The sequence below is a fragment of the Rhodanobacter ginsenosidimutans genome, from assembly GCF_042655685.1.
Classification (GTDB): Bacteria; Pseudomonadota; Gammaproteobacteria; order Xanthomonadales; family Rhodanobacteraceae; genus Rhodanobacter; species Rhodanobacter ginsenosidimutans.
In genome coordinates this window covers 157,900-170,011 of record NZ_JBHSMM010000002.1, presented here as the reverse complement: position 1 = coordinate 170,011, position 12,112 = coordinate 157,900, and the positions used below count along the sequence as shown (strand labels likewise).

General features: G+C 57.6%; 9 protein-coding genes. All 9 read right to left on the bottom strand.

Annotated features, from left to right (window positions below; translation table 11 throughout):
• Nucleotides 1-98 precede the first annotated feature (98 nt).
• The 9 genes from glf to ACFPK0_RS10465 all read right to left on the bottom strand — a co-directional run bounded on the left by glf (nt 99) and on the right by ACFPK0_RS10465 (nt 12,089).
• On the bottom strand, nt 99-1,202 hold the full coding sequence (gene glf / locus ACFPK0_RS10505) for a UDP-galactopyranose mutase (RefSeq protein ID WP_377340600.1): 1,104 nt from the start codon (nt 1,200-1,202) through the stop codon (nt 99-101).
• Complete coding sequence (locus ACFPK0_RS10500) at nt 1,195-2,484, bottom strand: CDP-glycerol glycerophosphotransferase family protein (RefSeq protein ID WP_377340598.1); 1,290 nt, start codon at nt 2,482-2,484, stop codon at nt 1,195-1,197. Before ACFPK0_RS10500 ends, glf begins: the two co-directional genes overlap by 8 nt.
• 28 nt (nt 2,485-2,512) lie before the next feature.
• The gene (gene ispD / locus ACFPK0_RS10495) at nt 2,513-3,874 is read right to left on the bottom strand and encodes a 2-C-methyl-D-erythritol 4-phosphate cytidylyltransferase (RefSeq protein ID WP_377340596.1); all 1,362 of its coding nucleotides are present in this window, start codon (nt 3,872-3,874) and stop codon (nt 2,513-2,515) included.
• A gap of 40 nt (nt 3,875-3,914) precedes the next feature.
• Nucleotides 3,915-5,018 (bottom strand): glycosyltransferase, encoded by a 1,104-nt coding sequence (locus ACFPK0_RS10490; protein WP_377340593.1) that lies wholly within the window; start codon nt 5,016-5,018, stop codon nt 3,915-3,917.
• A 67-nt stretch (nt 5,019-5,085) separates the two neighbouring features.
• Nucleotides 5,086-6,192, bottom strand: a complete 1,107-nt coding sequence (locus ACFPK0_RS10485) for a glycosyltransferase (RefSeq protein ID WP_377340591.1) — start codon at nt 6,190-6,192, stop codon at nt 5,086-5,088.
• 25 nt (nt 6,193-6,217) lie between these two features.
• Nucleotides 6,218-8,206, bottom strand: coding sequence for an asparagine synthase (glutamine-hydrolyzing) (gene asnB / locus ACFPK0_RS10480; RefSeq protein ID WP_377340589.1), 1,989 nt, complete (start codon nt 8,204-8,206; stop codon nt 6,218-6,220).
• Complete coding sequence (locus ACFPK0_RS10475) at nt 8,206-8,985, bottom strand: class I SAM-dependent methyltransferase (RefSeq protein WP_377340587.1); 780 nt, start codon at nt 8,983-8,985, stop codon at nt 8,206-8,208. Before ACFPK0_RS10475 ends, asnB begins: the two co-directional genes overlap by 1 nt.
• A gap of 96 nt (nt 8,986-9,081) precedes the next feature.
• Nucleotides 9,082-9,918: a class I SAM-dependent methyltransferase gene (locus tag ACFPK0_RS10470; protein WP_377340585.1), complete on the bottom strand. Its 837-nt coding sequence runs from the start codon at nt 9,916-9,918 to the stop codon at nt 9,082-9,084.
• Between the two features lie 413 nt (nt 9,919-10,331).
• On the bottom strand, nt 10,332-12,089 hold the full coding sequence (locus tag ACFPK0_RS10465) for an ABC transporter ATP-binding protein (protein ID WP_377340582.1): 1,758 nt from the start codon (nt 12,087-12,089) through the stop codon (nt 10,332-10,334).
• Nucleotides 12,090-12,112: the final 23 nt, after the last annotated feature.

Sequence of the window (12,112 nt, the reverse complement as noted above, 5' to 3'; positions counted from 1 at the left end):
CTATGCGCATGCTCAAGCTTCCCGCCGCACCGATAGCGCGAGTCTGGAAAGGGTTGGGCAATGAAACGGCACCTGTATCTGCATTACGGTATGTACCCTCAGGCCTCGCGTGACAGGAAGTTCTTCGCTGCCGCCAGCGCCGCGCCGACCACCTGATCCATGTTGTAGTAGCGGTATTGCGCAAGCCGTCCGACAAAAGTCACATCGGCCTCCAGCTTCGCCAGCTCTTCGTAGCGCTTGAACAGCGCCTCGTTCTCGGCGCGCGGCACCGGATAGTACGGGTCCCCTTCGTCCTGCGGATACTCGCGCACAATGGACGTGCCGGCATGCTGCTGTCCGGTCAGGTGCTTGAATTCGGTGATCCGCGTGTAAGCGTGGTCATTCGGGTAATTCACCGTGCCCACGTCCTGGTACCGGTCGGCGGCCGGCAGGTGTTCGTGCTCGAAACGCAGTGAACGGTAGGGCAGGTGGCCGTAGCGATAGTTGAAGTAGGCGTCGATCGGGCCGGTGTAGACGATGTGGTCATGATGGTTGCGGGCACGCACGTCGGCAAAGTCCACGCTCAGCTCAACGGTGATGTTGGGGTGATCCAACATGGCCTCGAACATCCTCGTGTAGCCATGCAGCGGCATCGCCTGGAACGTGTCGGTGAAATAACGGTCATCCGTATTCGTGCGCACCGGGATGCGCGCCGCCACGCCAGCCTTCAGCTGCGACGGGTCCAACCCCCATTGCTTGCGGGTGTAGTTGAGAAAAAACTTCTCGTACAAGTCACGGCCAACGGCGTTGAGCACCACATCCTCACTCGTTGCCACCGGCTCGCGCGGTTCCCGCACGCGCTCGAAGAATGCCGCCGCCCCGGCTTCATCAAGGTCCAGCCCATACAGTTGGTTCAATGTGTCGCGATTGATCGGGAAAGGGTACGAAACCCCATCCACCACGCCGCGCACACGATGCTCGTATGGCCGCCACTCGGTAAAGCGCGACAGATACTCGAAGATGCGTTCGCCATTGGTGTGGAAAATGTGCGGCCCGTAGCGATGCACCAGCACGCCGTGTTCGTCCAGCTCGTCGTAGGCATTGCCGGCGATATGCGGGCGCTTGTCGATGACGTGGACACGGCAGCCCGCATCGGCCAGTTCGCGCGCCATGACGCTGCCGGCGTAGCCGGCGCCGACGATGAGCGTGGTCTGGTTATGCATCTGCTTGCGTTACGGAATTAATGGAAGACGTTGCTGCTTTCGGCAACCATTCTTGGTCGCGCATGAACTCTATCAGCAGGGGCACGGCAAACTCCTGTGGCCGGCCATCAAAGGCTTTCAGCTTAAGGGCGCCCCTCGCCTCGATGTATTCATCGGCTTCCCACTGCCGATCCGCATGTTTGACCAACTCATGCCACGTGGAAGCTTTGGGACCAGGTGTCATATCCCGAAAGTCGAACTGCAGTTGGCGGTCCTTGCTCACGTACTCGTCCAAGTCGGGGACGAGGAACAAGATCGGTTTGTCCAGTAATAAGTAGTCCATGTAGATGGACGAATAATCAGTGATCAATGCGCTGGATAGCGGCATAAGTGGGTATAGATCCGACTCTGGACCACACAAATGGAGGTGTCGTCCCGCAACCTCGCTGGCCCGTCGCTCGGCTGGATGAAACTTGAATACCAGCTCCACCCGCTGCAGTTCACACCATGAGTCAAGCAGCGCCAGTGTCGTCGCTCCCAGTCCCATGGGGCTTGCGCGTGTGTCGCGAAATGTTGGGGCAACCAGCACAATGCGTCGGCCGTCGGCAAGCCATCCGTGAACGCAGCCGGTAATTTCTGAATCTACGTTGCGCCAGGCCGTCGCCTTGGCAGCCTCATCCAAGTTGCCAAACGTGTTTCTGGGATATCCGAGCGCGGTGAAATGCGCACTATGAAATGCGGGTTTGAACACCTCATCGCGATAGAACGCCGATGTGGTGTTCACCAAGTCGTAGCGAACCACGCGTCCGAGAAAAACGCGCTTTGCTGATCGTGCTATGCGCAGCAATGGCCAGGATTTCCAGCCACCACCGGAAGCTTCGTTGCGCCATTGGTCCAGTTCGATGCGTTTATAGCCGACACCGTGCCAAAGTTGTACGCGCCTACATCGCATCGTCAAGAAGTGTCGTAAACGCAGGTGCCATTCGGCGGAGTCTGCAATCAGCGTGCCGGCGCGGAGCAGAAAGCAGACGCTGCGCCAGCGCGGATACAACATTGCCTCGTACCCACTCGCGAGCAGCATATCGGTGACGTCGCGGCGTTCCGTGACGAAAACGCAGCGCACTTTCGGGCGCAGCGCCGGCGTGGCCTGCAGAAGGAAATATTTGGCGTTGTCGACGAACTTTCCTTCATCGCGGCCAACGATGGTGATCCAGTCTTTGCGTCGTGGCACCAGTGCGGCCAACGGTGCCAGCAATATCCATCCCAGAAGCGCAGAGAGAAGTCCCAGGGTCTGGTCGACCATCCGCTTCACTAGGCTTCGCGACCCCCGGCTACCTGCGAACATCAATAACCTCGCCGGTGGCCTCCGAGAGCATTGCCGCCAGTGTAGCTGCGGCTACAGTGTCAGCGTCCAGCAGGTCCGTAGCCTGCTCATTGCCAAAGTTCTCAGTGCGCATAGGCGTCGCCGTGCGCTCAGGATTGATAGCGTTGATGCGTACGCCAAAGGGGTGATATTCCTGCGCCAAGCCCTGCATGAGATTGACTACTGCGGCCTTAGTCGCCGAGTACACGCTGGAGCGCGCGCGCCCACGCGTGTACGAGCTGGATGTGAACAACGCAATGCTGCCACCGCTCTCGCGCATTGCATCAAATGCTTCGCGCGCGACCACCACACAGCCCCGCAGGTTGGTACTTATTTGCTCATCGATCTGCGAGTAGTCCTGGCCCGCGAGCAGACCGCTGCGCAGCACGCCGGCGGTATTGACCACCATGTCGATACGTCCGTGCGAGGTGCGCGCATCCGCCAATACCTTGCTCACGGCGTTGGCATCAGCCACATCCACTCCGTCGGCGCGCGACACCGCCACCACGACGGCGCCGGCTGCACGCGCGCGATTGGCAATGGACTTCCCTATGCCGCGGCTGCCCCCAAACACCATCAGGACCTTGCCTGAAAGCGATGCTGAATCTTCACCTGTCGATGCCTGCCGAGTGCGTAGCTGGAACAGACGGTCGGCGAGATAGATATCCGACGGATAAGTAATCTTGATGTTGTTTACGTCTCCGGGCACGACATGAACCGCACCGAGCCCGTAATGCAGGATCAGGCCGCAATCGTCGGTGACCTTGATATTCGTATCCTCACGCGCCACGGCGTGCGCGCGGCGCAGCAAACCGGCCCGGAACGCTTGGGGCGTTTGTCCCAGCCGCAATGCAGAGCGATCTGGAATCTCTGCGATGCAGCTATCGTCATCCATACAGATGATCGTGTCGGGTGATGGAATACCGGTATCGACGGCATCGTGCCGATCCAAAGCGGCAAGGCAACGATCAATGGTGGCGTGATCCAGCAGCGGACGCACGGCGTCGTGCACTAATACTTTGTGATCGTCGCCTGTAATTGCAGCGATTCCCGCAGTGGAACTGGCTTGCCGCGTGGCCCCGCCAATGACGATTTTGCTGACCTTGCGGTAGCCGGCGTTGTTGATCACTTCCTCGGTCAGCAGGCGATGCTGTGCCGATACCACCACAATCACCTCATCGATATGTGGGTGGTGTTCGAACACGTCCAGTGTGTGCTCTAGCACCGTTTTGCCCGCCAGCTTCAGGAACTGTTTGGGGGTTTCTGTGCGAAAGCGGGCGCCGGTACCGGAGGCGAGGATGATGGCGACGTTGTGTTGTGTTGAAATCATCGAGCTTCTTCAAGGTTGCCGAGCTCCAATGGCAAATGCCTCAGCTCGGGGGCAGCGAGGCAAGACTAGCGTCAAACAGCGCAAGGTGTCTTTTGACGCTGGTGTCGGCGGCAAACTGCTGCAGCCAGGCATTCAGGTTCGCGTCGCGGGGTGGCGGGCGCCTGACGGACTCAGAGATAGCTTGCGCCAGCAAGCCAACGTCGTTTGGCGGAATCAACATTCCGTACTTTCCATCCGCAAGGATTTCTCTCGGGCCACTCGGACAATCGGTTGCGATGACGGGAGTATTTGTGCACAAGGCTTCGATCAAAACCGTTGGAAGACCCTCGAACCGGGATGACAGCACGAATACGTTAGCGCTCGCAATGAAGGCGAGCGGGTTGGGCTGATAACCCACTAATTGGCATGCGCTTTCAAGGTCGTGCGCGCGAATGCGAGCTTGAAGCGCCGATCGGTCCGGCCCCTCGCCGAGAATGAGCAGCCGCGACCGCACTGTCGCCGTGACACGAGCAAATGCGTCAATCAACAGGTCAAAACCTTTTGCTGCCGTTAGCCGGCCCACGGCCACCACGACCGGCGGCTCGCCGGGCGCCAACCAAGGATGCTCCGGTAACGCGAGAGACCGCTCGCGCAGCTCAGCGGTCACGACCGGGTTGTAGATGACCTGGACATTATTGGCGAGTTGCGGAAAGTGGTCGACGAAATCTCTTGCCACACCTTTCGACACCGCCACGATCTCGGACCGCCGAAACAATCTCCCAACCATCCACGGCGTGACAATTTTGTGTCGGCCTGTGAATCGTTGACTGTCCATTCCCCAGGTGTTGTCTTGGCGTATAACGCAACGCGTGTGGGTCCTCGCGAGTATGATCGCGTACAACGCTGGCAAGCCACTGTAATGTTCGGTTGCCACCAAAAAATCAGGCTTGGTCCGACGCAGGTAGCGCACCAGAGCAGGAACGGCGAACAGAGGACGCTTGGCTCTGAGGGGTATCACAGTTACCCCGTCTGGCATCGAGCTTGAGCGCTCCCCTTCGGCTCGGACAATCAGTAAATCGACCTGATGGCTATATCCGCTAAATCCCTTCGCCAGCGCGAGCATCATCCCGACTGCGCCGTCGCCGCGAAGGTTGGGCAGCAACATTGCAATCCTGAGACAGGTCCTAGGTTCTGCCGATGACGTCATGGCTCAAGGTCGCAAAAGGCAATCATCACTTTGACAATTCGTCGCTCGAAGCGGCAGGGAACAATATCGAAAAGTATTGTTGTACCACACGCTTGATTGCAAATTGTTTAAGGTAATTTCCAGCGTTTGGAAACTGTACGCGACCGGTCAGCACCTGCTCAATAGCATTAGCGATTTTAGCGTGATCGCCAACAGGCACCAACGTGCCATATGTGCCATCTGCCAGTACCTCGCGTACCCCACCCGGACAGTCTGTGGCGACGATGGGACACCCGGCGGCAAGCGCCTCCAAGAGTACATTTGGCAGGCCTTCATGGCGCGAAGTGTGGACGAACACTGTGGCATCTTGCATGTACTGTTGTGGGTTCCGAACGAATCCCGGGAACGACACATCATCCACAATTCCGAGACGCCGCGCTTGCTCATGCAGCTCGTCGAGCAACGGGCCTTCACCCATTATGGTTAGTTTGGCACTGAACCGTGAGCGGACCAGCGCAAACGCTCGCAACAGGCTAGCGTGGTCCTTCACTGGTTCGAGCCGACCGCATGCCAAAAGGCTTATCTTCTGAGCGCCGCCCGGGTCGCGCCGCCTAGCTTTGTCCGAAGCAACGACCGGATTGCGGATTACCATGACTCTAGACGCACGGATTCCGCGCAGGCGCAAAATACTGGTTCGAACGTTTTCGGAAACTGCAATGATCGCCGCGGCACGCGTGTACAACAAGGCCGCCGCGCGGCCGTCCAGCCAAGTGTGAAATTTTGATCCGCCCCCGATTAAGATGTCCTCCCGGGCTGCTTCACGTATTACTACGCGCGCATCCCGCGTGAGGATCGTTCCCGCTATTAGAGCCGCTACGTTGGCCTGAAAAATTGTGCTTAGTAAGGTGTCAGGATGTTCGCGGCGCAAGTAGCGAGCGAGGGCTAAGATCGCCCTGTGCGGTTTACGTTTGTGCAGGTTGATCAATCGAACGCCGGCCGGTACGGAGTCCAATAGCTGCCCTTTGTTCATGGCGATGATGACATCGCAACGGACGCCTCTTGCGAAGAACTCCTCCGCCAGAGCGAGCATCACTTTCTCTGCACCTCCCCCGCTGAGCGAGGGGAGGAAGATCGCGAGATGGCGCGGGGTCACGGGAGGATTCGTTTGCGGGAGCTGGTCAGTATGCAATCAGGTCACCAGCAGAATTTAAGCGCGTCGACTTGAGCCACGCCTGGAACATCAGGACGCTCCAAAGATGAAAATGCCAGTTGCGCCTGCCGCTCAAATGCTCGGCCCATTTCGAACGCACGTGCGCGGCATCAAGAAATCCCTGTTCACGCATCCGTCGTTCGTCAAGCAGTTCTTCTGCCCATTCCCGCAGCGGACCGCGTAGCCATTCATCCAGCGGGATCGTAAACCCCATCTTTGGGCGGTCGATCAGAGCGGACGGAACGTAGCGATACAGAACTTGGCGAAGGAGCCACTTCCCATGTCCATTGCGGATTTTCTGGGCAATCGGTGTATGCAACGCGAACTCGACCACGCGGTGATCAAGTAGGGGCACGCGTGCTTCCAAACTTACTGCCATGCTGGCACGGTCGAGCTTGACCAACACGTCATCAGGCAGATACGAAACCAGATCAAACCATAGCATCCGCTCCAATGGATCATTCACCGCGGGCGGATCATCCAGAGCAATTCTCGGCTCGCTGCCGCCAATCACCAGGCTTTCCGGCCAAAACGAAACCATTCGCCGGTAGATTTCGTCCCCATTTCGGTCGGCCAGTGCATAAGCGAGGCGATGCACCTTTCGACCGGCATCGGACAGGTGACGTGACTTTGGGAGTACCGAGTTCAGGATCGCAAAAATGCTGTCCCACGCTCCTCGCGATGGCACTCGCATCAGTGCAGAAGCAAACCGACCCGGCAGGGCGGGAGTTCTCTGCACCAGTTTCCACAACGATGCGCCGATGAAGTAGCGCGTGTAGCCACCAAAAAGTTCGTCACCGCCGTCACCGGAAAGGCATACGGTTACCTGTCGACGAGCCAATTCTGAAACTAGAAATGTCGGGATCTGCGATGAATCGCCAAACGGCTCGTCATACAAGTCGGACAGTCGCGGAATGATGCCCAGTGCATCCTGTGGCGTCACATAGAACTCTTCGTGATGTGTGCCCAAATGGGCCGCAACCTTCCGTGCATAGCACGCCTCATCGTAGGCGCTTTCGTGGAAGCCGATCGAGAATGTTTGCACGGGCCGGCGTGCTTGTTTTTGCATTAGCGCGACCACGACGGACGAATCCACGCCACCCGAGAGGAAAGCCCCCAACGGGACATCGGCTCCCATTTGCAGTCCCACGGCTTCGCTTAGCAGGGAATCCAGAGCATCAACAGCCTCCGCGTCATCCAGTCGAGGCGCGAATGCTGGAGCTGACTCGGCGAGGCTTCGAGGTGACCAGTAAACACTCAATTTCGAATCGAGCTCTTTGAGCGTACTTGGACGATGCGCCGTTGCCTCGTCAATGCGCAGCCAAGTGCCAGGTTGAAGCTTGTAGATGTTTTGATAAATTGAATGTGGTGCCGGGATGTAGCCATAACGAAAGTACAGCACCAAAGCATCCCGGTCGATCTTGGGGCTGTCACTAGATATTGCGGTTACCGCCTTGAGCTCGGACGAAAAAAAGAACGTGGAGTTGACCCAACCGTAGTACAGGGGTTTGACGCCCAGTTGATCACGAGCGAGCAGCAAACAGTTGTCTTTGCGATCCCAGAGCACGATCGAAAACATTCCTACGAAACGGCGCAACGCTCCGTCTAGACCCCAATGCTCGATGGCGGCGAGCACCACTTCGGTGTCCGACCGGCCGTGAAATCGGAAGCCGGCTGTTTCCAGCTCTTGCCGAAGCGCACGGTGGTTGTACACCTCGCCGTTGTAGGTGATCACATATCGCCCACTTGGCGACGACATCGGCTGGTGACCGCACGGGGAAATGTCCACCACGGAAAGTCGCCGATGACCTAGTGCGACACCTCGTGCCTCGTCCCAAAAGAGACCATGGTCATCGGGACCGCGGTGTCGGAGCGTGTTTGTCATGCGCCGCGCCGTTTGCGCCAGATTACCGCGGTCAGGGCCGACGTCTGGCCAGATGCCGCAAATGCCACACATTAGAGGGTTGTCTCGGGAAGCGCCGCGGGGTTAGGGGCGCTCGTACGCGCACATCTTTTGAAAACGCCAACGAGGTGGGGAGGTCGTTTACGGGACAGTCGAAGCAATCGAGCCAGCCACGCAGCTGCCCGAATCTGGAAAGGTTCGATCAGTGTCGCCTTGACGCGGACGGGTTCGAAGCCACGCTGCCTCATGTATGTGCTCAATGACGACACCGACCAGCTCCGTACATGCTGCCAAATGTGGAAGGTGGTGCCGCAATTTGGACAACAAGTGCTCTGCCGTTCAAGGTCTTCGTCGTTGGGTGTCGTAACGATCAGGCGTCCGCCCGGCTTTAACAAACGGCTACTTTCAGTCATCATCGCATCGAGCATTTCATCCGAAAGATGCTCGATGACCTCGATCACATAGATAACATCAAAGAATTCGTCGCCCCAAGGCGTCGGATAGCCCGATATTGTGCGAATGTCGGGTGATGGCCGGATAGATTGGCAAGCGCTATTTGCGCACGCGACCGAGTCCGCGGAAAAGTCGGTACCCGCGAGCAATAGTCCGGGACTGACCTGCGCCAATGCACTTAAGAACGCCCCCGTTCCACAGCCCATATCCAGCACCCGTACAGATGGGCTCTTGCGCAACCACCGCCTCGTGTACTTCGCGATTTGCGTGCCGTGCGTGGCGCTAAAGTAATTCTCTCGGGCAGATGGGCGGTTAGACTGGTAGTCCCAAAACCCGGTAATTTGCTTCGGTGTCCAGTCCAACTTGTGCGGCGTTTGCATGGGATATGCTTCCAAAGCAGTGTTTGCTATCCACGATATGGTGCATCATTTTGCAGGGCGACTTCAGACCTTTTGGTAACGCCAGCGACTCCCTGATCAGTCATCGATCCGATGAAACGCATATTCATTACATGCGGATCCCATGAGTCCGGATAGATAGGTGCCCACGTGAGCGATTATTTCGTGGTCCAAATTGAATCCCATCTTCCTTAGCATTTTGTGACATCGTGATGCAGATATGGACTCATATGGGTAACCACCAAGCCAGTCGTGAACATCGTTGTAAAAATCCATGCCGCGGCGTTTTGAGTAGTCACGAATGTAAGCGTCGAAATCATGGCCACCAGCTGCAGCAGAGAATCGCCGGAATGCGATGTAAATGTTGCGGGCTCGCCTTTGTGCCGAGGGCGGCGCGCTTGAGTACCATCGCTTGATCTGACGCCACACCCCACAAAATGGCGTCCACCGGTATAGAGCTAGAAGGAGAACACCCCCAGGGCTCACGAAATTGGCCGCGCATTCGATGGCGCGGTCCATGTCGCCGGTGTGATGTAAAACGCCCCAAGAATACACAATATCGAACTTTCCAAAAGCGCCTTGCGTCATATCAAATGCGCTACAAACCTGAAATCGCGTGTCAGCATCCGGGGCAAATTGCGCCAACGTCTGGCGTGATGCTTCAACGGAGTCCGCATCGATGTCAACGCCAACTACCCGACTCGCGCCGATTTTGATCGCCGCAAGGGCGTGCAGGCCCGACCCGCAGCCGATGTCCAGGAAACTCATTCCGTCCAGTCGAGGCATGCCAGCAAGGCGCTGGAGATCTAGGATTGCCTGCGAAATGCGTGCGTCATCTATTTTTTTCACAAAATCCAACCAGTTCTCTCCGAATGCGAAGTGAGAACTTTGATCGCGCAGCTTCAAGCGACTCATACGTAGTACTTCCATACGAACATCGCACATCTCCTTTGGTTCTTGAGTTGGTTCAACAACAGTTGATGACTGGAAGCTGGCAGTCCCAAGATTCCGGTTTTTCTTGCTCCTTCGAGGGCGGCTTTGGGTTTTGAGCGCCCAGGCCAGGCAGTCAGGAGGTTGCACGACTTGCTGGTGGCGCCGCAGGTGGCAACGTCGCCCGGCTGCGGGTGGTCTTCTGTCCCATTGTATTAAACGTAGCGGTAAAAGACGGTAGGAACAATTTTCGCCTGTATGGTTGGATGGCGTATTCGAGGCCACGTAAGCACGATTTCTAACAGTATAAGCTGCGGCGGCCGACGATCCGCGCCCGATGCGCGCGATAGATTTCTTAGTCGGTTCAGCACAACACCGAATACGAAAGTGCAGATTGACTATGACGTGGCCGAACCTGCTCGGGCATCATCGACATGTATTGATCCTCCAGACCCGAGATCGACGATTTGCGCGCAATCGCGCAAGCTGCCTTGCTTATGCGCGATCACGACGACCGTTTTGTTGCCCGACAAGCCGCGGATTGCCTCGTTTACGGCTTTTTCGGTCTGGACATCCAGCGCACTGGATGCTTCGTCGAAGAACAGCACCGAGGGGTCGCGGTACAGTGCGCGAGCGATGCCGATGCGCTGGCGTTGCCCGCCGGAAAGCCGGATGCCGCGGTCGCCGACCTCGGTGGCATAGCCTTGTGACAATTCGCCGACTACAAACTCGTGAATCTGCGCCGCGCGCGCCGCGCGCTCCACGGCACGCATGTCGATGGCAGCTGGATCAACGCCGAATGCGATATTTTGTGCGACGCTGGCATCGGCGAGATAGATATGTTGCGGTACATAGCCAAGCTCGCTTTGCCATGCGGCGACGTTACTGGCGTCGATCATGGTGCCGTCTACGCTGAGCGCGCCGAGCTGCGGATTCAGCAGGCCCAGAAGCAAATCCATCAGGGTGCTTTTGCCCACGCCACTGGGGCCGGCGATACCTACGCTGGTGTGGGCCGGTATTACCAGATCGAAGCCATCGAACACGGGCCTGTCGGGTGCTGTGGGGTAGGCGTATCGGACGCCGTGCAGGCGAATTTCATTGCGCGGTTGTAGCTGACCCTCGGCCGCGGAGGGTTGTTCTTCGGGCAGGATCAGGTCGCGATGGATGGCTTCCAACGCGGCGGACGAAAACTTCAGCTTGGCAAAACCGCGGTACATGATTTGCGCTGCGGGCAACATGCGGTAGGCGGCAAAGCCATACAAACCGAGTGCGGGGAGGACGTGCGCGATGTCGTTTGAGCGCAGCAGCAAAGCGATCGCGATAACAATCAGCATGCTGTAGCCAGTTGCCTCAACCAAGTAGAGTGGCGACTGAGTCAGCGTATCGCTAGTAGCCATGTGGCGGGACAGCAGCCTGGAGGCTTGCTCGAAGTTTTTCTGGTAGGCACCCGCAGAGTGGGTGATCTTGACATCCTTGATGCCGCCTAGCGCTTCGTTACATGCCTGGTAGCGCTGCCCGTTGGCGGCTTCGCGCTCATGGCCGATGGTGCCGAGGCGCTTTCTTACCAAGCCATAGATCACCCCGTACAACAGCCCCAGCACCGCGATGATGCATACGGCGGTCAGCGGGTCGTAGACGAAGATAAGTATGGTCATGGCCAGTACGACGCAGCCTTGCGCGAGCAACTGCGATAGCGGTTGGATCAATTGGAACATCAGTTGGTCGACTTCGGACAGCACATTTTTCGCGAGGGCGGACGGGTTGCGAGATAGGAAAAACTCATAGGGCTGGTGCAGGTAGCGGGACAACAAACGCGAGCTGATGGCGTGTCGCAGCAGGTGAACAAAGCGATTGAGTACGTGCTGGGTTATCGTTTTGAATATCGAGGACGCCATTACCAATACGACGGAGGCCAGCCCCAGCGCCAGGATGAAGTCGCGCGTCCCCTGAAAGTTGAACCGCCCGTAGGCGGCGCTCAGCAAGGCGCTTTCGTGGATGACGGCGGGCCGGCCCAGCACCGACAGGAACGGCATGATGGAAAGGACGCTCAGCGTTTCCGCCATGGCCATCAGTATTACCAACAGCAACATCCACACCGATTTGCGTCGTTCGAGTGGCGTGAATATCGTCCAGATTTTTTTCAGATCTGCGGTCATTTCTGCTCTATCAAAAGCTCACA

Bases quoted from the DNA above. Each gene is read 5' to 3' on its own strand.
- glf (WP_377340600.1), bottom strand. From the start codon at position 1,202: ATGCATAACCAGACCACGCTCATCGTCGGCGCCGGCTACGCCGGCAGC.
- ACFPK0_RS10500 (WP_377340598.1), bottom strand. From the start codon at position 2,484: ATGGTCGACCAGACCCTGGGACTTCTCTCTGCGCTTCTGGGATGGATA.
- ispD (WP_377340596.1), bottom strand. From the start codon at position 3,874: ATGATTTCAACACAACACAACGTCGCCATCATCCTCGCCTCCGGTACC.
- ACFPK0_RS10490 (WP_377340593.1), bottom strand. From the start codon at position 5,018: ATGTTGCTGCCCAACCTTCGCGGCGACGGCGCAGTCGGGATGATGCTC.
- asnB (WP_377340589.1), bottom strand. From the start codon at position 8,206: ATGTGTGGCATTTGCGGCATCTGGCCAGACGTCGGCCCTGACCGCGGT.
- ACFPK0_RS10475 (WP_377340587.1), bottom strand. From the start codon at position 8,985: ATGCAAACGCCGCACAAGTTGGACTGGACACCGAAGCAAATTACCGGG.
- ACFPK0_RS10470 (WP_377340585.1), bottom strand. From the start codon at position 9,918: ATGAGTCGCTTGAAGCTGCGCGATCAAAGTTCTCACTTCGCATTCGGA.
- ACFPK0_RS10465 (WP_377340582.1), bottom strand. From the start codon at position 12,089: ATGACCGCAGATCTGAAAAAAATCTGGACGATATTCACGCCACTCGAA.